19 protein-coding genes are annotated in these 21,901 nt (G+C 60.9%); 11 read left to right on the top strand and 8 right to left on the bottom strand.

Annotation, left to right across the window (positions count from 1 at the left end; genetic code table 11):
- Nucleotides 1–213 precede the first annotated feature (213 nt).
- Complete coding sequence (locus tag ACYAR8_RS11695; RefSeq protein ID WP_463579955.1) at nt 214–672, bottom strand: REP-associated tyrosine transposase; 459 nt, start codon at nt 670–672, stop codon at nt 214–216.
- A gap of 331 nt (nt 673–1,003) precedes the next feature.
- A complete protein-coding gene (locus tag ACYAR8_RS11690) occupies nt 1,004–1,924 on the bottom strand; it encodes a LysR family transcriptional regulator (protein WP_074893522.1) in 921 nt (306 codons plus the stop codon).
- Between the two features lie 166 nt (nt 1,925–2,090).
- On the opposite strand from ACYAR8_RS11690, the gene trhA reads away from it, so the two are divergent.
- The 8 genes from trhA (at nt 2,091) to hydA (ending at nt 10,014) form a co-directional block, all read left to right on the top strand.
- Complete coding sequence (gene trhA, locus ACYAR8_RS11685; RefSeq protein ID WP_074893516.1) at nt 2,091–2,708, top strand: PAQR family membrane homeostasis protein TrhA; 618 nt, start codon at nt 2,091–2,093, stop codon at nt 2,706–2,708.
- A gap of 510 nt (nt 2,709–3,218) precedes the next feature.
- Nucleotides 3,219–3,995: a transporter substrate-binding domain-containing protein gene (locus tag ACYAR8_RS11680; protein ID WP_065991205.1), complete on the top strand. Its 777-nt coding sequence runs from the start codon at nt 3,219–3,221 to the stop codon at nt 3,993–3,995.
- A gap of 51 nt (nt 3,996–4,046) precedes the next feature.
- Nucleotides 4,047–4,724, top strand: a complete 678-nt coding sequence (locus ACYAR8_RS11675; protein WP_065991207.1) for an amino acid ABC transporter permease — start codon at nt 4,047–4,049, stop codon at nt 4,722–4,724.
- Nucleotides 4,721–5,455 (top strand): amino acid ABC transporter ATP-binding protein, encoded by a 735-nt coding sequence (locus ACYAR8_RS11670; protein WP_037018914.1) that lies wholly within the window; start codon nt 4,721–4,723, stop codon nt 5,453–5,455. The genes ACYAR8_RS11675 and ACYAR8_RS11670 overlap by 4 nt, the downstream gene beginning before the upstream one ends.
- Nucleotides 5,456–5,476: 21 nt before the next feature.
- Entirely contained in the window at nt 5,477–6,724 is a 1,248-nt protein-coding gene (locus ACYAR8_RS11665; RefSeq protein ID WP_463579954.1) for a cysteine desulfurase-like protein, read from the top strand.
- A gap of 18 nt (nt 6,725–6,742) precedes the next feature.
- Complete coding sequence (locus ACYAR8_RS11660; protein WP_463579953.1) at nt 6,743–7,615, top strand: MurR/RpiR family transcriptional regulator; 873 nt, start codon at nt 6,743–6,745, stop codon at nt 7,613–7,615.
- Between the two features lie 52 nt (nt 7,616–7,667).
- The gene (locus tag ACYAR8_RS11655) at nt 7,668–8,564 is read left to right on the top strand and encodes an allantoinase PuuE (protein WP_463579952.1); all 897 of its coding nucleotides are present in this window, start codon (nt 7,668–7,670) and stop codon (nt 8,562–8,564) included.
- 13 nt (nt 8,565–8,577) lie between these two features.
- Nucleotides 8,578–10,014: a dihydropyrimidinase gene (gene hydA, locus ACYAR8_RS11650; protein WP_463579951.1), complete on the top strand. Its 1,437-nt coding sequence runs from the start codon at nt 8,578–8,580 to the stop codon at nt 10,012–10,014.
- Nucleotides 10,015–10,229: 215 nt separating this feature from the next.
- On the opposite strand, the gene ACYAR8_RS11645 is transcribed toward hydA, so the two are convergent.
- Nucleotides 10,230–10,949, bottom strand: a complete 720-nt coding sequence (locus ACYAR8_RS11645; RefSeq protein ID WP_463579950.1) for a 16S rRNA (uracil(1498)-N(3))-methyltransferase — start codon at nt 10,947–10,949, stop codon at nt 10,230–10,232.
- Nucleotides 10,950–11,137: 188 nt separating this feature from the next.
- Complete coding sequence (locus ACYAR8_RS11640) at nt 11,138–12,544, bottom strand: adenosylmethionine--8-amino-7-oxononanoate transaminase (protein WP_074893502.1); 1,407 nt, start codon at nt 12,542–12,544, stop codon at nt 11,138–11,140.
- Between the two features lie 234 nt (nt 12,545–12,778).
- Here ACYAR8_RS11640 and ACYAR8_RS11635 point away from each other — a divergent pair, with 234 nt between their 5' ends.
- The 3 genes from ACYAR8_RS11635 to ACYAR8_RS11625 all read left to right on the top strand — a co-directional run bounded on the left by ACYAR8_RS11635 (nt 12,779) and on the right by ACYAR8_RS11625 (nt 15,987).
- Nucleotides 12,779–14,602, top strand: coding sequence for a flavin monoamine oxidase family protein (locus ACYAR8_RS11635; RefSeq protein ID WP_463579949.1), 1,824 nt, complete (start codon nt 12,779–12,781; stop codon nt 14,600–14,602).
- 205 nt (nt 14,603–14,807) lie between these two features.
- Nucleotides 14,808–15,359 (top strand): cytochrome b, encoded by a 552-nt coding sequence (locus tag ACYAR8_RS11630; protein WP_065991217.1) that lies wholly within the window; start codon nt 14,808–14,810, stop codon nt 15,357–15,359.
- Nucleotides 15,360–15,390: 31 nt separating this feature from the next.
- On the top strand, nt 15,391–15,987 hold the full coding sequence (locus tag ACYAR8_RS11625) for a YceI family protein (protein ID WP_463579948.1): 597 nt from the start codon (nt 15,391–15,393) through the stop codon (nt 15,985–15,987).
- A gap of 294 nt (nt 15,988–16,281) precedes the next feature.
- Here ACYAR8_RS11625 and ACYAR8_RS11620 read toward each other — a convergent pair whose 3' ends face one another.
- From ACYAR8_RS11620 to ahcY, 4 genes are all read right to left on the bottom strand, one after another.
- Nucleotides 16,282–18,201 carry a DEAD/DEAH box helicase gene (locus ACYAR8_RS11620; RefSeq protein WP_083398740.1) on the bottom strand — a complete coding sequence of 640 codons (1,920 nt, stop codon included), beginning with the start codon at nt 18,199–18,201 and terminating at the stop codon, nt 16,282–16,284.
- 277 nt (nt 18,202–18,478) lie between these two features.
- Nucleotides 18,479–19,288, bottom strand: a complete 810-nt coding sequence (locus ACYAR8_RS11615) for a substrate-binding periplasmic protein (RefSeq protein WP_463579956.1) — start codon at nt 19,286–19,288, stop codon at nt 18,479–18,481.
- A gap of 156 nt (nt 19,289–19,444) precedes the next feature.
- The gene (gene metF, locus ACYAR8_RS11610; RefSeq protein WP_074886669.1) at nt 19,445–20,290 is read right to left on the bottom strand and encodes a methylenetetrahydrofolate reductase [NAD(P)H]; all 846 of its coding nucleotides are present in this window, start codon (nt 20,288–20,290) and stop codon (nt 19,445–19,447) included.
- Nucleotides 20,291–20,470: 180 nt separating this feature from the next.
- A complete protein-coding gene (gene ahcY, locus ACYAR8_RS11605) occupies nt 20,471–21,880 on the bottom strand; it encodes an adenosylhomocysteinase (protein WP_108121059.1) in 1,410 nt (469 codons plus the stop codon).
- Nucleotides 21,881–21,901: the final 21 nt, after the last annotated feature.

The following is a 21,901-nucleotide window of genomic DNA, read 5'->3' as shown; positions in this document are numbered from 1 at the left end:
ACAGGGCTTTGTTTCTGACGATAGAGATGTCTCGGCTGCACCGGCCTCTTCGCGGGCAAGCGCGCTCCTACGCCTTCGGCAGAAGCGGGTTCGGCGTGGCCTCGGCGGCGGGCCTCAACGAGCAAATCTCGATGCGGGGTTATTCTCGCGGGCAGACATTGGATTTGGCGTATGGCACAAAACCTGTAGGAGCGCGCTTGCCCGCGAAAAATCTCACAGCCACACAGCATCCCAGAGTGGATAATCCCCCACGCGTTTCACCAGCCCGGCCCGCAACGGATTGGCAACGATGTAACGTGCGACGGCCTGCAAATCTTCCTCCCGCCGAACCGCCCGGTCGTGATAACCCTTCTGCCATACCCGAAGCGGTGTGTGACCCGACCGCATGATCGCCAGCGCGCTGCCGGATTTAACCCGGCGCACCAGCATTCCCAACGTTCCCTCTCTCAACTCCACTAGCCAGTGAAAATGGTCCGGCATGACGACCCACGCCAGAGACTCTGCAATACCAGCTTGCTGGGCCCGTCGAAACTCTTCGACCACCAGCCGGCCGGTGCGCCAGTTGGTGAACAGCGGTTGTCGGCCATTCACTACGGAGGTCAGAAGATAAATCTGTCCTACTCCCGAATAACGGCCTAGTCGGAGATCAGTGCTTCTTTGTGACATTGGCATTCCTTTGCGCGTTGTGAGATGTGCAGGATCAGGCTAGTGCACAGGCAATCAGCTCTGCGGCAAACAGATATTCCGGATGTGTCTGTAATGACGCATTCGCGGGCAAGCGCGCTCCTACGCCTTCGGCAGAAGCGGGTCCGGCAAGGCCTCGGCGGCGGGCCTCAACGAGCAAATCTCGATGCGGGGTTATTCTCACGGGCAGACGTGGATTTGGCGTCCGCCGCAAACCTGTAGGAGCGCGCTTGCCCGCGAAGGCTTTGTTTCTGACGATAGAGATGTGTTGGCTTTACCGGCCTCTTCGCGGGCAAGCGCGCTCCCACAGGGCGTCGACTCAGGCCTGGGCCAGCCGGTTCGAGTACATCCGGCATTCCGCTAGCAACGCCAGCAGGTTCGGGTCGCGTTCGCGGGCTTTGAGGAAGACCAGTCCGATGTGCTGCTGCATGCGGTATCGCGCCTGCAGCGGCACCAGGCGGACGCGGTTTTCGTAGACGGCGGCGATTCGCCCCGGCAGCAAGGCGTAGCCCACTCCCGAGCTGACCATGCTCAGCAGGGTGAAGATGTCGTTGACTTGCATCGCCACTTTCGGCTCAAAACCTGCCTGTTGAAATACCATCGCCCCATCTCGATGGGTCGCGAAACCTTGCGTCAGGGTAATGAACGTCGCTTCGCGCAGATCGCTCAGGTCCACTTCGCTGTGGTGGGCCAAGGGTGAATCCACTGGGGCCGCGAGGAAGATGTCATCTGAGAACAGTGGCAAATGCTCGCAATCCGGATCACTCACGGATTCGTTCAGCGACACCAGAATCGCATCCACTTCCATGTTCTTCAGCTTGTAGAACAGGTCAATGTTCGAGCCCAGAATCAGGTCGATGTTGAGCTCGCTGCGGCGGATCTTCAGGCCCATGATCAGCTGCGGCACGGTTTTGACCGTCAGTGAATACAGCGCCCCCAGCTTGAACCGCGCCGCCGAAAACCCCGCCGCCTGCCGCGTCTGTTCGATGGTACTGAGCACGTCCTGCACCAGCTTCTGCGCGCGCTCCTCCAGCACGTAAGCGCCTTCGAGCGGCGTGAGGTTGCGACCCTCGTGCTTGAACAGCGGGCAACGCAACGCGCTTTCCAGCGAGTGAATCGCCCGATGCACACTGACCGTACTCGTCTGCAACTCTGCCGCTGCCCGAGCCAGATTGCCGGTGCGCATAAACGCCAGAAAAATTTCCAGCTTCTTGAGGGTGAGCTCTTCGTCGATCTGCATCGTGTGGGCCCGCGCCGGGTTCTTGTTTTGAGAGCGCCCGATTGTGCCGAAGAGATCGGCGGCTGACTGCATTAAATTCTCGATAACACGACACAATGCGTTGTCATTGCGGTACAGAAGCAGGACCCTTGGCGCGTGTCGTGCAACTTAGAGAGGTAGTGTGCGGATGTACTACGGAGAAAAATTCAACGCCTGGACCCATTTGGTGGGGGCGATTCTGGCGACCATCGGTGCGGTCTGGATGCTGGTTGTCGCGACGATGACCGGGGACATCTGGAAGATCATCAGCGTCGCGGTCTATGGTGTGGCGTTGGTCATGCTGTACAGCGCGTCGACGGTTTATCACAGCGTTCGCGGTCGGGCCAAAGTGATCATGCAAAAGGTTGATCACTTTTCGATCTATCTGCTCATCGCCGGCAGCTACACGCCGTTTTGTCTGGTGACACTGCACGGGGCGTGGGGCTGGACATTGTTCGGCATCGTCTGGGCGCTGGCGATCATCGGCATTCTGCAGGAGATCAAACCCCGGTCCGAGGCGCGGGTGATGTCCATCGTTATTTACGCGGTCATGGGCTGGATTGTGCTGGTCGCGGTCAATCCGCTGATCGCTGCGCTGGGCATGGCCGGCTTCGTCTGTCTGGCGCTGGGCGGGGTGTTCTACACCGTGGGGATCATTTTCTTTGCGTTCGACACCAGGGTCAGACACTTCCATGGGGTCTGGCATCTGTTCGTCATCGCCGGTAGCTTGCTGCACTTTGTCGCGATCATGCGTTATGTGTTGTGAGGCTAGAGCGGTAGACCGCTGAAACCCCGGTTCCTAAGGATTACACGCCAGCCATTGCATCTGGATTCGAAGAAGAACATGTAGGAGCGCGCTTGCCCGCGAAGGCGGTGGGTCAGCCGATATTGACGGTGCTGACACATTGCCTTCGCGGGCAAGCGCGCTCCTACACTGGATTGCGGCAGACACACAATCGGCGGCGTGCGCAAATCCAGGGCCGTTCGCCAGCAAGCCGGCTCACAGATTGGTATCTGACGCGGTAATCGAGTGATCCATGCGCTGCTTCGGTGCATGGCGTTCGTCAGATCACTGATCATTTTCTGTACACCCCACAGCCCTGCGAGCTTTCCCTTCTGCACCAATGCGGATAACTTTCGCACCTGATTGAAGCATTTAATTCATTTGTTTTATTTGTTGAATTATTTGATTCGTCATCTTAGTCTGAACCTCGAAACGCCCCCTCTTGTGGTAAGGCGGCCTTCTTGAACTGACTGATCAATCGGGGAGCAAGACATGAATGTGAAAGTACTCTTGAGCATGGCCGTGGCAACCGCCTTTTCCGCATCCACCTGGGCCGCTGACTGGACCGTCGGCGCCAACGTGGGCAATGTGCCGTGGGAGTTTCAGGACGCCAAAGGCGAGATCGTCGGCTTCGAAGTCGACGTGGTGAAAGAAGTCGCCAAGCGCGCCGGCAAGACCGTGGAATTCGTCAACATCCCGTTCAACGGCCTGTTCAGCGCCGTGCAGTCCAAACGCGCTGACATCGCCATCTCCTCGATCACCATCACGCCCAAACGCCTTGAATCGGTCGGCTTCGCCCAGCCGTATTACGACAGCGACCAATCCCTGTCCGTGCTCGCCAAATCCGGCATCAACGGCCTGAAAGACATGGACGGCAAAGTGGTCGGCGTCGACACCGGCTCCACCGGCGACATGTGGGTCAACGCCCATCAGGCCGAATACAAATTCAAGGAAGTCTCACGCTACGAAGGGCTGTCGCCTGCGATGCTCGACCTCGCGTCCGGCCGTATGGACGGCTACATCAGTGATATCCCGGCGGTCCTGTACTACATCAAGGACAAGCCGCAATACAAAGTCGTCGCGAAAATTCCTACCGGTGAGAAGTACTCCCTGATGCACGCCAAGGGCTGGGCATCGGCCGGTCAGGTCAACGACATCATCAGCACGATGAAGAAAGAAGGCGTGATCGCCGACCTGCACAAGAAGTGGTTCGGTGCCGACGCTGATCCGGAGTCCAGCACCGTCAAAGTGGTCGACGTGCTGAAGTAATCCTGACCGCTCACGGCCCCGCCTGTCACTGCTCGCCACCAAGGAATCGCAATGGAGTTGTTAGAAACGTTCTTCAACTGGAGCGTGTTCGTCGATGCGCTGCCACTGATGCTCCGCGGCCTGGGCGTGACTGTGATGCTGGGCGTGGTCAGCATCATTCTCGGCCTGGTGGGCGGGCTGGTGCTGGCGATGCTGCGGTTGTACGGGTACGCGCCGGTGCGGTTTCTGGCGCGGGTGTACATCGACGTGCTGCGCTCGATTCCATTGCTGGTGCTGTTGGTGCTGATCTATTACGCGCTGCCGTTTGTGGGCATTCGCCTGTCGTCGTTCGCGGCGGCGACTGCGGCGCTGTCACTGGTGTCGTGCGCGTATTCGGCGGAGATCTTTCGCTCCGGCATCGAAGCCATTCCCCGCGGGCAATTCGAAGCCTCGGCCTCCCAGGGCATGAGTTTTTTCAACACCATGCGCGACATCATCCTGCCCCAGGCCATGCGCATCGTCATGCCGCCCATGACCAGCAACTGCATCAACGTCATGAAAGACACCGCTTTGGCGTCGGTCGTGGCGATGCCTGATCTGCTTAAACAAGCCACTCAGGCGCAAGCATTGTCAGCCAACCCCACACCACTGGTGGGCGCAGCGGTCATGTACCTTTTGCTGCTTCTGCCCCTGGTGCAACTGGTGAGCTGGATCGAGCGACGTAATGGCGCCGGGAGGAAAAGCGCATGAGCACCGTCATCGAAATGGAAGGCGTGGCCAAATTCTACGGGCCGTTCCAGGCCCTGACCGACATTAACCTGACCGTCGATCAAGGCGAAGTGGTGGTGATCCTCGGGCCATCTGGCTCAGGGAAATCGACACTGATTCGCTGCATCAATCTGCTGGAGGAATACCAGCAGGGCGACATCCGCGTCGGCAGCCAACGGGTTGAAACAGGCCCGAAACTGGCGGGTATCCGATGCGAAGTCGGCATGGTTTTCCAGAATTTCAACCTATACCCCCACCTCACCGTGCTCGCCAACGTGGCCCTGGCGCCGGTGCGGGTGCGCGGCATGTCCCGGCGTGACGCCAATGAACGTGCGCGCCTGCTGCTGGAGAAAGTCGGCATGGGCGCCCACGCGGCGAAATACCCGAGCCAGTTGTCCGGCGGTCAGCAGCAGCGCGTGGCCATCGCCCGGACCATGGCCATGGAGCCACGGGTGATCCTGTTCGACGAACCCACTTCCGCACTCGACCCGGAGATGGTCGGCGAAGTGCTGGACGTCATGCAGAACCTCGCCCGCTCGGGCGTGACCATGGTCGTCGTAACCCACGAAATGGGCTTTGCGCGCAAGGTCGCCGACCGGGTGATCTTCATGGAAAACGGCCGAATCATCGAACAGAACAACCCGCACGATTTCTTCACGGCCCCGCAAGAGCCGAGAACCCGCGCGTTTTTGCAGGCCATCCTGCATCACTGATCAGACTCTGGAGTTCATCCCTTGAATGCCTTGGACATCGATTACGTACGCAGCCAGTTTCCCGCGCTCGGCAGTGGCTACGCCTACCTGGACAACGCCGGCGGCTCTGCCGTGCTCAAGCCGGTCGCCGACCGAATTACCGATTACTTGCTCAACAGCGCCGTGCAACTGGGCGCCTCCTACAGCGAGTCGGTCGACGCAGGCGCGCGGGTCATGCAGGCACGGGAATCCGTCGCGCAGCTGATCAACGCGCGCTACCCGGAAGAGTGCGTGATGGGCGGCTCGACCACCCATTTGTTGCAAATCCTTTGCCGCGCTATCGCTCCGTCGATTCATCCCGGTGATGAAATCATCGTCACCAACTGCGACCACGAAGCCAACATCGGGCCGTGGGTGCGGCTGTGTGAGGAACGCGGGGCGACGTTGCGCGTCTGGGCGGTCAATGCGCAGAGCATGGACCTGGAATTGGCTGATCTGGACGCGCTGCTTAGCGACAAGACCCGCTACGTGGCCATGACTCATGCGTCGAACATCCTCGGCAGCGTCAACCCGGTCGCCGAAGTCGCGCGCCGTGTGCACGCGGTCGGCGGCAAGGTTTGCGTCGATGCCGTGGCCTACGCGCCCCATCGGCTGGTCGATGTGCAGGCCAGCGGCGCCGATTATTACGTGTTCAGTTTCTACAAGACCTTCGGCCCGCACTTCGCCGTGCTGTGGGGCCAGCGGGAAGCCTTGCTGGAGCTGCCGAGCCTGAACCACTTTTTCATCGGTCAGGAGGTCATTCCCTACAAGTTGCAGCCTGGCAATTTGAACTACGAGCTGTCCTACGGCTGCATTGGCATCAGCGATTACCTGATCGACATCGGCCGACGCCTCGGTGCCAACGGCAGCGAACGCCAGTTGATGCAGGCGGCGTTCGATGCCTTTGAAGTGCAGGAAGACCTGCTGGCCGAGACGCTGCTGGCGTTTCTGCGGGAGACGACGGGCGTACGAATTATCGGAAAGTCGCGTGTGACCGACGGCGATCGCGTGCCGACCATCAGCTTTGTGGTGGAGGGTATTCAGTCGGAAGCCATCGTGCGCCGCGTGGACAACCACCGCATGGGCATCCGCTTTGGTGACTTCTATGCTCGCCGCCTGATCGAACAGTTGGGGCTGACCCCATACGGCGGCGTGGTTCGTGTGTCGATCGCCCACTACAACAGCGTCGATGAGCTGAATCGCCTGGTTGAGCATCTGGCCCGGGCGATCACAGAACTGCGTCCCTCCTGACTTCTATCGAGCCTTTTTATGCCTGTACCCCAAACCCTGGCCGAGCTGCGTGCCGCCATCGTCGAACATCAGGAACGCCTGACCGCGCGGCAGCGTGATGCGGCGCATTACCTGAACGAGCACCCCCACGATGTGGCGCTGAACACGGTCGCGGCGCTGGCGAAGATCTCCGGCATCCCGTCGTCCGCGTTCATACGGCTGGCCCAGGCGCTAGGCTTCGGCGGGTTCAGCGATCTGCAGCGCCTGTTCAAACAGCCGTTGCAGCAGGCCGGGCAGGGCAGTTTCAAAGAGCGCATCCGGCACTATCGCGGCGAGCAATTGCTCGACGATCCCACCGATGTGGGCGCCATGCTCTCGGCGTTCAGCCGCGCGAATATCGTTTCGCTGGAGCACCTGGCCGAAGGCGAGCAAGTCGAGGCGATCGAACGCGCCATCGAGCTGTTGGAGCAGGCGCGCACCACCTTCGTGGTCGGCATGCGCCGTTCGTTTCCCATGGCGTCCTATTTGAGTTACGCGCTCAGCCGCGTCGGTCGTCGTGCCGTACACATCAGTGGTCTGGGCGGCAGTTTGCGCGAACAGGTCGGCGCGCTGCACGGCGATGACGTGCTGGTGGCGGTGAGTTTTCCGCCGTACGCGCAGGAAACCATCGACGCCTGCCAGCAAGCGGTCGCGGCGGGGACGCCTATCGTGGCAATCACTGACAGCATTCTCAGCCCCATCGGACAACCCGCATCAGTGATGATCGAGGTCAACGACGCCGAGCTGCTGGGCTTTCGCTCGCTCACTGCTGCGTTCTGCATTGCGCAGACCCTGGCCATGGGCCTGGCCTTTCGCACCGGTCAGACCCTTGATGGTCCGGACCACGATGCATTGAAAACCATCGACTGCTGAGCCCTGGCTTGGCGGTCTGCCGACTGTTCGAACGTTGCAGGAGTAGGCTTTTATGGCGTTACCCATTCGAGATCTGGTCGGCTACGGCCGGCAGCGTCCCCAAGGCACCTGGCCCAACGGTGCGCGTCTGGCGGTCAACTTTGTCATCAATTACGAAGAGGGCTCGGAGCGCTCCCTGGCCATGGGTGATCCTGACCAGGAGAGCATGACCGAGTGGGGCAGCTATCAGTTTCCCGATGGCGTGCGCAATCTGGCGATGGAGTCGATGTATGAGTACGGCGCACGCGTCGGCATCTGGCGGATCCTCGACATCCTGCAACAGGCCAACGTCCCGGCGACGTTTCATGCCTGCGCGGTGGCCTTCGAGCAGAACCCGGAGGTTGCCAAGGCGGCGGTCGAGCTGGGCCATGAAATCTGCAGCCACGGCTATCGCTGGGAGGAAGTGTTCCGCCTGACCGAGGCCGAGGAGCGCGAGCACATTCGTCTGGCGATCGAGTCGTTCGAACGCACCTGCGGCAAGCGTCCGGTGGGCTGGTATTGCCGCTACGGCGCCAGCGTCCACACGCGTCGACTGGTGGCGGAAGAGGGCGGTTTTCTCTACGACTCAGATGCCTACAACGACGACGTGCCGTATTTCGTCGACGTCGAGGGCAAGCAACATCTGGTGGTGCCGTACACCAGCGACGTCAACGACTTCCGTTACTGGAACTCCCCGGGCCTGTCCCAAGCCTCCGATTTCCTTGAGTACATGAAGGAAAGCTTCGATGTGCTGTACGAAGAGTCCGCCGACGGCCTGCGAATGATGTCCATCGGGCTGCACCCACGCATGGTCGGACGTCCGGGTCGGGTCCGCGCGATCAAGCATTTCATCGAATACGCCCAGGCCCGTGAAGGCGTCTGGTTCACCACCCGCGAAGAGATCGCCAAGGCCTGGCTGACCCGCGCCTGACGGAGTGAACGACATGCAGGCTTTTGATCTGATCATCCGCAACGCCAATGTGGTGACGGCGGCGGACGGTTTCCTGTGCGACATCGGCGTGCGCGACGGTCGAATTGTCGCGCTGGGCCTGGGCCTGCAAGGTGCGGCGAAGGAAGTCGATGCGCGAGGGCGGACCGTCACGCCGGGCGGGATCGACAGCCATGTGCATCTGGATCAGCCGACCGGCGATGGCTCGGTCATGGCCGATGACTTCGAGAGCGGCACCCGCTCGGCGGCGTGTGGCGGGACTACAACAGTGATTCCCTTTGCCTGCCAGCAGAAGGGACAAAGCTTGCGGGCGGCGGTGGACGATTACCATCGGCGTGCGGACGGTCGGGCGCTGATCGATTATGCGTTTCACCTCATCGTCACCGACCCCACCGAAGACGTGCTGCGCCGCGAGCTGCCCGAGCTGATTGCCGAGGGCTACACCTCATTCAAAATCTACATGACCTACGATGCGTTGAAGCTCAACGACCGGGAGATTCTGGAAACCCTGTCGGTGGCGCGAGCGGAAGGCGCGATGGTGATGCTCCATGCCGAAAACAGTGACTGCATCGCCTGGCTGACCGAGCGCCTGCTCGCCGCCGGCCACAGCGCGCCGCGTTATCACGCGACGTCGCGGCCGATGCTGGTCGAGCGCGAAGCCACGCACCGGGCCATCGCGCTGGCCGAGCTGGTCGATGTGCCGATTCTCATCGTCCATGTGTCCGGACGCGAGGCCATCGAGCAGATCCGCTGGGCGCAGAGCCACGGCTTGAAGGTTTACGGCGAAACCTGCCCGCAGTATCTGTTTCTGACGGCGGATTCACTGGGCTGCGATGACAGCTTCGAAGGCGCGAAATGCATCTGCAGCCCGCCGCCGAGAGACGCCGGCAATCAGCAAGTGGTCTGGAACGGCCTGCAGAATGGCTCGTTTGAAGTGTTCTCATCGGATCACGCGCCGTTCCGCTACGGCGGCCCGGACGGCAAACGTGCCCATGGCGAGACGGCGCCGTTTTCCGAAGTGGCCAATGGCATTCCGGGCGTCGAAACGCGCATGGCGCTGCTCTGGTCGGAAGGCGTGCGCAAAGGGCGAATCACGCCGCAGGCGTTTGTCGCGCTGACGGCCACCAATGCGGCGCGGTTGTACGGTTTGTACCCGCGCAAGGGCAGCATCGCTATCGGGTCGGATGCGGATCTGGTGATCTGGGATGAAGACCTGGACATCGAGCTGACCAACGAAATGTTGCACCACAACGTCGATTACACCCCGTACGAGGGGATGCGCTTGACGGCATGGCCGGCGATGACCTTCGCCAGAGGGGAACGGGTATGGGATGGGAGCCCGTTGGGTGAACCGGGGCGCGGAGAATTTCTGCCCTGCGCCCGGCCGGAACCGGCGAAAGCACGGCGTCGAGAGTCGGAACTGCCTGAGTAGACGCTCAGGTCGCATGTGTATCCACCTTCAATTACGCGACCAACTGATAATTGTAGGAGCGCGCTTGCCCGCGAAATCGTCAGTACGGACGACGAAAATTATGTTGGCTGCACGGGCCTCTTCGCTGTAGGACCGGCTTCAGCCGGGAAGAGGCCGGTGTGTGCGCCATCAATCTTGCAGCGTAACGCCTGACGCCTTCTCGGCTGAAGCCGGTCCTACAAATCCCCCCACAGCTGTTGTGCGATGCTCAGCGCCACCACCGGCGCGGTTTCGGTGCGCAGCACGCGGGGGCCGAGGCGGGCGGCGTGGAAACCGGCGTCCTGCGCCTGATCCACTTCGGCGTCATTCAGGCCGCCTTCAGGGCCGATCAGAAATGCCAGGCTGCCGGGCTTTTCATGACTGGTCAGGGGCGCCGCGACAGGGTGTAGCACCAGCTTCAAGTCCGCTTCTGTCTGCTTGAGCCAGTCGGCCAGGGTCACTGGCGCATGAATCACCGGCACCACTGAGCGGCCACACTGTTCACAGGCACTGATTGCGATCTGCTGCCAGTGCGCCTGACGCTTCTCCGCACGCTCATCTTTCAGGCGCACTTCGCAGCGTTCGCTGATGATCGGGGAGATTTGCGTCACGCCCAGTTCGGTGGCTTTCTGTATCGCCCAGTCCATCCGCTCGCCACGGGAGAGGCCCTGGCCGAGATGGATCTGCAAAGGAGACTCCGGCTGACCGGCGAAGCTTTCCGTCACCTGCACCCGCACCTGCTTTTTGCCGACCTCCGCCAGCGTGGCACGGAACTCATGGCCCGAGCCGTCGAACAGCTGTACCGCGTCGCCTTCGGACATGCGCAACACGCGGCTGATGTAATGGGCCTGGGCCTCTGGCAGTTCGTGCTCACCGACGCTGAGGGTGGCATCGACGAAAAAGCGGGACAGTCTCATGGTTGTTTCTCTAAATATTGTGTTGAAGGCAGCACCTGTAGGAGCGTGGCTTGTCCCCCGATCTGGCGCGAAGCGGCAGCAAGAATGGTGAACTCGTCGAGTCAGAGTTAACGCGTTTACGCAATTTACGGCGGTTCCCGCCGATCGCGGGACAAGCCACGCTCCTACAGAATGGGTGTAACGGTCTGCTACCCCGGATCACGGAAATCCGGATGGAAGTTCTCTCTCACCGCTACGCTCACGCTGCTGCGCGTCGCGATGTCGATCCCTTCGGTCGCCACGTCGGCCAGGAAGTCGATCTGCTCCGGCGTGATCACGTAGGGCGGCAGGAAGTACACCACGCTTCCCAGCGGACGCAGCAAGGCGCCTCGGGTCAGCGCGTGCTCGAACACCTTCAGCCCGCGCCGTTCCTGCCATGGATAAGGCGTTTTGCTGGCCTTGTCCTGCACCATCTCGATGGCAATCGCCATTCCGGTCTGCCGCACTTCAGCGACGTTCGGGTGATCGACCAGATGGGCCGTCGCGGTCTTCATGCGCTGGGCCAGCGCCTTGTTGTTTTCGATGACGTTGTCCTGCTCGAAAATATCCAGCGTCGCCAACGCCGCCGCGCACGCCAGCGGGTTGCCGGTGTAACTGTGGGAGTGCAGGAAAGCGCGCAGGGTCGGGTAATCGTCGTAAAACGCGTCGTACACATCATCGGTGGTGATGCACGCCGCCAACGGCAGATAACCGCCGGTCAATGCTTTGGACAGGCACAGGAAATCCGGACGGATGCCGGCTTGCTCGCAGGCAAACATGGTCCCGGTGCGGCCGAAGCCTACGGCGATTTCGTCGTGGATCAGGTGCACGCCATAACGATCGCAGGCCTCGCGCAGCAGCTTGAGGTAGATCGGGTCGTACATGCGCATGCCGCCCGCGCCCTGAATCAGCGGTTCGATGATCACCGCCGCGACGCTGTCGTGATGCTCGGCGAGGGTTTGCTCCATCACCGCGAACATCGTGCGGGTGTGCTCTTCCCAGCTCACGCCTTCAGGCCGGTGGTAGCAGTCCGGGCTCGGCACCTTGATGGTGTCCATCAGCAGTGCTTTGTAGGTTTCGGTGAACAGCGGCACGTCGCCGACCGCCATCGCCGCCATGGTCTCGCCGTGGTAACTGTTGGTCAGGGTGACAAAGCGTTTCTTGTCCGGCTTGCCGCGATTGAGCCAGTAATGAAAGCTCATCTTGAGCGCGACTTCGATGCAGGACGAACCGTTGTCGGCGTAGAAGCAGCGCGTCAGGCCTTCGGGCGTCATCGCCACCAGACGCTCGGACAGCTCGATGACCGGCTGATGGCTGAAACCCGCCAGGATCACGTGCTCCAGCTGATCGACCTGATCCTTGATGCGCTGATTGATGCGCGGGTTGGCGTGGCCGAATACGTTGACCCACCACGAGCTGACCGCGTCGAGGTAGCGCTTGCCTTCGAAGTCCTCCAGCCAGACCCCTTCGCCGCGCTTGATTGGAATCAGCGGCAGTTTTTCGTGGTCTTTCATCTGGGTGCAGGGGTGCCAAAGGACCTTCAGGTCGCGCTGCATCCACTGGTCGTTAAGGCCCATTACTCTTCTCCACATAGCGGCTCGCATGACGCGAGGGCAAACAATCGCGCAAGCCTATGCAATGCATGCCAGCGGGACAACCTTTAGCGTGTTGTTTCAGTCGCTGCGCGCGCGAAAATCAGGCTCGCCGACATAGCTGGCGGGCGTTTCGCGGCTCGCGTATCCTTCGCGCTCTTCGAAAAATCGGACAACAAAATCCGACAATTCCCCCCGTTTTTCTCCGGAGTTCGCTGAATGCTTTCTGGTTGGCTGCGCGCCTGTGCGATGGTGATGGTTGGGATGGTCAGCGCTTCGGCGCTTGCTGTGGATAAACCGCATACGGTGATCGTCGTCGGCGGCGGTCTGGCGGGACTCACGACGGCTTACGAGCTGCAGAGCAAAGGCTGGCAAGTCACTTTGCTGGAAGCCAAACCCACCGTCGGCGGACGCTCCGGTCTGGCCGGCAGCGAGTGGATCGGCAACGCCAAGGCCCAGCCGGTACTGAATCAGTACATTGATCGCTTCAAGATCAAGGCGGTGCCCGCGCCGGAATTCGTGCGGACCCCGAGCTACCTGATCGAAGGCGAATACTTCACCGGCGCCGACCTGGCGACCAAACAACCGGCGACCGCTGAAGCCATCAAGCGCTACGAAGCGGCGGTGGATGACCTGGCCCGTTCGATCACCGACCCGGACAACCCGGCAGCCAACAGCACGCTGTTTGCGCTGGACCAGATCACCGTCTCCAACTGGCTGGACCGTCTGAGTCTGCCAGCGACCGCGCGCCAGCTGATCAATCAGCAGATTCGTACGCGCTATGACGAGCCTTCGCGTCTGTCGCTGCTTTACCTTGCGCAGCAAACGCGGGTGAACCGCGACGTCGACGACCGCGACCGTCGCGCCGCTCGCCTGCCGGGTGGCAGCGCCGTGTTGGCCGAGGAGTTCGTCAAACAGCTGAAAGTGATCAAGACCAATTCGCCGGTGTCGGCCATCAACCAGGACAAGGACGGCGTGACCGTCAAAGTCGGTTCGTTGGGCTACGAAGCCGAATATGTCGTGTTGGCCGTGCCGTTGCGCGCGCTAAGCAAGATCCAGATGACCCCGGCGCTGGACGCCCAGCGTCTGGGCGCGATCAAAAGCACCAACTACGGCTGGCATGACCAGATCATGCTCAAGTTCAAGACCCCGGTCTGGGACAGCAAGGCGCGTATGTCCGGCGAAATTTACAGCAACACCGGCCTCGGCATGCTGTGGGTCGAGCCTGCTTTGAAAGGCGGCGCCAACGTCGTGATCAACCTGGCCGGCGACAACGCCCGCATCATGCAGGCGTTCGGCGACAAGCAACTGGTGGATCAGGTGCTGATCCGCATGCAGGCGTTCTATCCACAGGCGCGGGGCGCGTTCACCGGCTATGAACTGCGCCGCTCCAGCATCGACCCGTCCAGCGGCGGCGCCTACCTGGCGTTCGGCCCGGGCCAGATCAGCAAATACTGGCGCCTGTGGGAGCGACCGCTGCAGCGCGTTGCGTTTGCCGGCGAACACACGGACACCTTGTACCCGGGCACTCTGGAAGGCGCATTGCGTTCGGGTCAGCGAGCGGCGATTCAGGTGCAGGGTCTGTCTGAAGGCAAGTCGTTCGAACCGGTCAAAGCGCCGCCTCCGAAGGCCCCTGAACCGGCCAAGGAAAGCAGCGGCGGCATTGGCGGCTTCTTCTCGAACATCTTCGGCGGTTCCAAGCCTGAGCCAAAACCGGCCGAGAAAGCGCCAGCGCCTGCTCCGGCCCCAGCTCCAGCACCTGCCCCGGTAACGCCGCCGCCAGCTCCAGTGGTTGAACCGGCCAAGCCTGCGGTTGTGGAACCTGCGAAAAAGGCACCAGCCAAGAAAGAACCGGCGAAAAAGGAGCCCGTCAAAAAGGCTCCGGCCAAACCGGCCGCCACCCACAAAGCCCCTGCCAAAACCGACGCTGCGAAAAAAGCGCCGGCCAAGGCCGCGGGTAACAAGGCGGCACCGGCCACTCCGGCCACTCCGGCGGCTCCGGCAACGGCTCCGGCCGCACCCGCGACCGACAGCAAAAACTGATCAGTAACGGCTGAAAACAAGGGCGCGGCTTGATACCGCGCCTTTTTTTCGTCTGGAAGGGCCGTAACGTTGGCTTAATCTCCTTCGCACGAAAATATGTCAGAAGATTTCAATCGGATTTCCTGATTCTTCAAAGCAACATTTTGCGCTTTCTTTCGATAGGTAAAGCGCTAGTCTCTCCCTTGGCCCTAACAGGATATTCAGCATGCAGCTACGCAACTCTTCTTCTCGCTATGGCTGGGTCAGCATCGTTTTGCATTGGGGTGTCGCGCTGACGGTGTTTGGCATGTTTGCGCTAGGGTTGTGGATGGTGGGGCTGGGCTATTACGACACGTGGCGCAAGGCTGGCCCGGACCTGCACAAGAGCATCGGCATCACGCTGTTCCTGTTCATGCTGATCCGGGTGATCTGGCGCTTCGTCAGCCCGCCGCCAGCTGCGCCTGCCACCCACAGCCGCTTTGTAAAAACGGCTGCGAAACTGGGGCATGCGTTTCTGTACCTGGACCTGTTTTTGGTGATGTTCGCCGGTTACCTGATTTCCACCGCAGACGGTGTCGGGATTCCGGTGTTTGGATTGTTCGAAGTGCCTGCCTTGATCAGCGGACTGCCCGACCAGGCAGACGTCGCAGGCACCGTGCACTTGTATCTGGCCTGGACCCTGGTGATTTTCGCAGGACTCCACGGGCTGGCCGCTTTGAAGCATCACTTCGTTGATCGTGATGCCACGCTTGTACGTATGCTTGGCCGCAAGGCCTGATACTCAATTCAACTGGAAAGGAAGAAGACGTATGTTGAAAAAGACACTTGCTGCACTGGCTCTGGGTACCGCCCTGCTGTCCGCTGGTCAGGCCATGGCCGCTGATTACACCATCGACAAGGAAGGCCAGCACGCCTTCATCAACTTCAAGATCAGCCACCTGGGCTACAGCTTCATCTACGGCACGTTCAAGGACTGGAACGGCACATTCAGCTTCGACGCCGCCAAGCCTGAAGACAGCAAGATCAGCATCGACCTGAAGACCGCCAGCGTCTTCACCAACCACGCTGAACGTGACAAGCACATCAGCAGCAAGGACTTCCTCGACGTCGCGACCTATCCTGACGCCAAGTTCGTTTCCACCAAGGTCACCAACATCGGCAAAAATGCTGACGGCAAGACCACGGCTGACGTGATCGGCGACCTGACCCTGCACGGCGTGACCAAGCCGGTCACCGTCAAAACCACGTTCCTGGGTGAAGGCAAGGATCCATGGGGCGGCTACCGTGCCGGCTTCGAGGGCACTACCTCGATCAAGCGTTCTGATTTCGGCAAGATGATGGACCTGGGCCCACAGTCCGACACCATGGAACTGGACATCTCGTTCGAAGGCGTCAAAGCCAAGTAAGACGCGTTGTCGTGGTGATAAAGCGCCGACCTTTGGGTCGGCGTTTTTGTGTGTGGCGCTTTTTCTCAGCGCGGCTTTGCGCGCGATGACAATGGTGCAGTCCTGAGAATGCACTGCTTACCGCATCTGTAGGAGTGAGCTTGCTCGCGATTGCTGTCTACCAGGAAACGCTTTGTGTCCGCCCCACCGCATATCGCGAGCAAGCTCACTCCTACAGGACTCATAAGCCGGCAGAAACAAAAACGCCCCGAACCAGTCGGGGCGTTTTATTTGCTACTGAACAACCGGCGCTGCTTAACCTTCGCGGTTGCGGGTCAGCAGGGCTGGTTTTTCACCGCGTGGGCGGCTTGGCAGCTGATCAAGTTGTTCAGCCGAAGGGAAACGATCGCCCTTGGACTCTTTGTGCATGATCTTCGGTGCTGGCTGACCGTCGCGAGGCCCGCGAACCGCCGGCTCCTGACGCGCTGGCTGGTCTTCGCGTGCCGGACGACGAGCACGAGGCTGGTCTTCGCGACGAGCCTGACCGTCACGGCCGGAGCCGTTGCGAGGACCGCTGCGTTTGGCCGGTGCGCCGGCGGCGTCTGTGCTGGCGCCCGTTGCCGAACCACTGCCTGAACCACTGCGCGGACCGCTACGGCCCGGCGCCTGGCCGCGAGATGCGGGCGCGGCGCCTGTGGCAGGAGCGCCCGGACGACGACCGCGGCTCTGGGTCTTGTTCGGATAAGGACTGACGTAGTCGGCGCGGTTACCGAAATTGTCCACTTCATCATCCAGGAACTCGTCGGGAGCGCGATTCGCGCCAGCAGCCGCTGGCTGTGACTGGCGGGACTCGCTCGACGCGGTGCCCTGACGCGGCTTTTGAGGGCGCGCCGGACGTGCCGGGCGCTCACCCGAGGGTGCGGCCGCCGCCGATGCCGGCTTTTCCTTGCCCTTGTCTTTGCCTTTGTCCTTGCGACCGCCACCACCACCGCCGCCGTTCGGACCGTCGCCACGCGGGCCGCGGGAATTGCGCGGGTTACGCACGTCCGGACGCTCGCGAACTTCCGGCTTCTCGGCTTCAACGGCCGTGATGTCGAAGCCCATCAGATCGCCGTCGGCAATCTTCTGTTTGGTCATGCGCTCAATGCTCTTCAGCAGCTTCTCTTCGTCCGGCGCAACCAGCGAGATTGCTTCGCCGCTACGGCCTGCGCGACCGGTACGACCGATGCGGTGCACGTAGTCTTCGTCGACGTTAGGCAGTTCGAAGTTGACCACGTGGGGCAGCTGGTCGATGTCCAGACCACGGGCAGCGATGTCGGTCGCGACCATGATGCGAACGGTGCCGGCCTTGAAGTCGGCCAGCGCTTTGGTGCGCGCGTTCTGGCTTTTGTTACCGTGGATCGCCACAGCGCTGAGGCCGTGTTTGTCCAGGTACTCGGCCAGGCGGTTGGCGCCGTGCTTGGTGCGGGTAAACACCAGCACCTGTTCCCACGCGCCTTGAGTGATCAAGTGCGCCAGAAGCGAACGTTTGTGGTTGGCCGGCAGGCGGAACACGCGTTGTTCGATGCGCTCGACCGTGGTGTTCGGCGGCGTGACTTCGATGCGTTCCGGGTTATGCAGCAGTTTGCCGGCCAGCGCGGTGATGTCCTGGGAGAACGTTGCCGAGAACAGCAGGTTCTGACGCTTGGACGGCAGACGCGCGAGGACTTTCTTCACGTCGTGAACGAAGCCCATGTCGAGCATGCGGTCGGCTTCGTCCAGCACGAGGATTTCAACGTGGGACAGATCAACGCTGCCCTGACCGGCGAGATCGAGCAAACGACCCGGGCAGGCGACCAGTACGTCAACGCCGCGCGCCATGGCCTGAACCTGCGGGTTCATGCCGACACCGCCGAAGATGCAGGTACTGACGAACTTGAGGTTTTTGGCGTAGATCTTGAAGCTGTCGTGGACTTGAGCAGCCAGTTCACGAGTCGGGGTCAGGACCAGAACGCGCGGTTGGCGCGGGCCGTGACGCTGGGATTTGTCCGGATGACCGTTGGGAAACAACCGCTCCAGGATCGGGAGGGCGAAACCACCGGTTTTACCAGTACCTGTCTGGGCGGCGACCATCAGATCGCGGCCTTGCAACACGGCGGGAATGGCCCGCTGTTGCACTGGGGTAGGCTGGGTGTAGCCAGCAGCCTCGATGGCGCTGACTAAAGCCTCGGAGAGACCGAGGGAAGCAAAGGACATGAGTAATCCTGTCTTGAGTTGGGGCCATAGAGGCCCAAATAGGGATGATCTTCCAGGCGCAGACTAAAGGTTCTGCACTAACGTGAATGCGCTCGACCCTGCTGCGGTCATCGCACAGTCCTTGGAAGGTGCAATGGCGTCCGGTCCTGTGGAGGTCTGTAAGTTCAACTCGGGCAGGGGCGCTAAAAAGTGCGCTGCTGACGTGTTCGAGAAGTCTTCTGTGAGACCGTGCACCCGGGCGCAAGCCTGGCGGGGACGCCGGAGTATAACAGAGCAATCACAACGCGCCGCTTTCCTGCTGCTCAACGGTTTTATCGACACTTTTATCCGGCTCTTCAGGGAGTGCCGTCGAAATTTCCCCGGTGTACCGCTCCACCAGTTCTGCGTACGCGGGTTCACGCTTGAATCGCTTCAGTTCTGCGCTGAAGCGCTGGACCAGCAGGCCCATGCCGGCATTGGGGCGCAGCGCCAGGTACTGGCCCCGATGATTGAGCACGACCGGCAGCTGACTGACCTGGCCTTCCAGCTTGAGCCGCTTGATCATCTGCCGCCCCAGCAGGCGATCGGTCACCATCAGATCGATGCGGTCGCGAATCAGTTTGCCGAAGTTGGCTTCATGGCTCGGCGCGGGCTCCCGGATGAACGACGTCGAGTTGTCGAACGCCGGGCTGTATCGATAACCGGGGGAGACGCCGACGGTCAGCCCGTGCAAGTCCTCCATGCTATTGAATGCATGGGGCCTGGCATTGGCCTGAAACAGCACCCAGTCGACGCTCGACAACGGTTCATTCGGATACAACAGATCAGCGCGCCCCTCGTCCCGGTTAATATCGAGAATGCCGTCAGCCTCGCCTTCACTGAGCATCATCAGGCAGCGCTTCCAGGGGAGAAACTGCCACTCGACGTCGATGCCCAGGCGCTCGAAGACGATCGCAGTGGTGTCGTAATCCAGGCCGGAGGCGTGGTTGCCGTCCACGATGACGTAGGGTGACCAGGGTTCGGTGACGATCCGCAGTTTTTCGCCCAGCGCGCTGAAGCTCAGGCAGGCGAGGAGGGCAGCAACGGATAGGGGGAGGCTGGGCGACATGCGCGCGAGATTACGACGCAAGCTAACTAAATAGAAGCAATGATTCTCAACAAAAGCTGAAGGCAGGGCTCAATGGCGGGGCTGGCAGGCCTCGGGGTGAAGAAGCCTGCCGTTGAAACTGTTCCGCATTTCAATCCGTTTGAATTGAAACGCCGGTTACGCAGAGAGCTTCAGATTGTTCCAGACCGCCAGGCTCGGTTCGGCCTGATTCAGCGTGTAGAAATGCAGACCGGGCGCGCCGCCGTGCAGCAGTCGCTCGCACATTTCAGTGATGACCTGCTCGCCGAATGCCTGAATGCTTGCCGTGTCGTCGCCGTACGCTTCCAGCTGCTTGCGAACCCAGCGTGGGATCTCCGCACCGCACGCGTCTGAGAAGCGCGCCAGTTTGCTGTAATTGGTGATCGGCATGATGCCTGGCACGATCGGGATATCGACGCCCATCTTCTGCACGCGCTCGACGAAGTGGAAGTAGCTGTCGGCGTTGAAGAAGTACTGGGTGATCGCACTGTTGGCGCCGGCGTTGGCCTTGCGCACGAAGTTCTTCAGATCGTCTTCGAAGTTGCGCGCCTGGGGGTGCATCTCGGGGTAGGCAGCGACTTCGATGTGGAAATGATCGCCGGTTTCTTCACGAATGAAGCTCACCAGGTCGTTGGCATAACGCAGCTCACCGCTGGCCATGCCCATGCCAGAGGGCAGGTCACCGCGCAGGGCGACGATGCGTTTGATGCCGGCTTGCCGGTACTGCGTCAGCAAGCTGCGCAGGTCGGCCTTGCTGTCACCGACACACGACAGGTGCGGTGCGGCAGGGATGTGCACTTCTTTTTCCAGCTGCAGCACGGTGTTGATCGTGCGGTCGCGCGTGGAACCCCCGGCACCGTAAGTGCAGGAGAAGAAACTGGGGTTGTAGCTGGCCAGCGTACGCGCCGTGGCAAGCAGTTTTTCATGACCAGCGTCGGTCTTCGTCGGGAAGAATTCGAAGCTGTAGCTACGGTCTTGGCTCATGGAGCGAGTCTCCAGCGGCAAGCTACAAGCCATAAGCTGCAAGAGTGGCGGTGCGCCGTATCCTGCAGCCAAGGCTTGTCACCTGGTGCTGCTAAATGCTTGGACGATTTAAAGCCTGACGCGGCAAGTCATTACAACGGTGATGCCTTTACTTGCCGCTTGAAGCTTGCCGCTTACTGCTTAGTAGCGATAAGCGTGCGGCTTGAACGGACCTTCGACGGTCACGCCGATGTAGTCGGCCTGGGTCTTGGTCAGCTTGGTCACGACGCCGCCGAAGCCACGTACCATTTCCAGCGCCACTTCTTCGTCCAGCTTCTTCGGCAGCACTTCAACGGTCAGACGCTCGGCTTTCTGAGCAGGGCTCAGGTCAGCGTACTTCTGGTTGAACAGGAAGATCTGCGCCAGCACCTGGTTGGCGAACGAGCCGTCCATGATGCGGCTCGGGTGACCGGTGGCGTTGCCCAGGTTCACCAGACGGCCTTCGGCCAGAAGGATCAGGTAGTCGTCGTTCTGCGGGTCGAACTGGCCAGCGCCGGTGCGGTGGATCTTGTGCACTTGCGGCTTCACTTCTTCCCATGCCCAGTTCTTGCGCATGAAAGCCGTGTCGATTTCGTTGTCGAAGTGACCGATGTTGCAGACCACTGCGCGTTTCTTCAGCGCCTTGAGCATGTTGGCGTCGCAGACGTTGACGTTACCGGTGGTGGTAACGATCAGGTCGATCTTGCCCAGCAGTGCTTTGTCGATGCTCGCTTCGGTCCCGTCGTTCTCGCCGTCGATGAAGGGCGAAACCAGTTCGAAACCGTCCATGCACGCTTGCATGGCGCAGATCGGGTCGACTTCGGTGACCTTGACGATCATGCCTTCCTGACGCAGCGACTGAGCCGAACCCTTGCCCACGTCACCGTAGCCGATGACCAGCGCTTGCTTGCCGGACAACAGGTGGTCGGTGCCTCGCTTGATGGCGTCGTTCAGGCTGTGACGGCAGCCGTACTTGTTGTCGTTCTTGCTTTTGGTGACCGAGTCGTTGACGTTGATCGCTGGGATCTTCAGTTCGCCCTTGGCCAGCATGTCCAGCAGACGGTGAACGCCCGTAGTGGTTTCTTCGGTCACGCCGTGGACGCGGTCCAGGATGGCCGGGTATTTCTTGTGCAGCAGCTCGGTCAGGTCGCCGCCGTCGTCGAGGATCATGTTGGCGTCCCATGGCTGACCGTCCTTGAGGATGGTCTGCTCCAGGCACCACTCGTACTCGGCTTCGGTTTCGCCTTTCCAGGCGAAAACAGGAATGCCGGCAGCAGCGATAGCGGCAGCGGCCTGATCCTGAGTCGAGAAGATGTTGCAGGAGGACCAGCGTACTTCGGCACCCAGGGCAACCAGGGTTTCGATCAGCACGGCAGTCTGAATGGTCATGTGGATGCAGCCGAGAATCTTCGCGCCCTTGAGCGGTTGTTCGCCGGCGTACTTGCGACGCAGGCCCATCAGGGCTGGCATTTCGGATTCGGCGATGATGGTCTCGCGACGGCCCCAGGCAGCCAGGGACATGTCGGCAACTTTGTAGTCGTTGAAATCGTTGGGCGTCAGTACAGCACTCATAAAGAGTCTCCATTCGTAGGG

Source organism: Pseudomonas sp. HP_01, assembly GCF_055284355.1.
The sequence above is the reverse complement of the archived record's forward strand: the minus strand, read 5'-3'. Positions and strand labels throughout refer to the sequence as shown.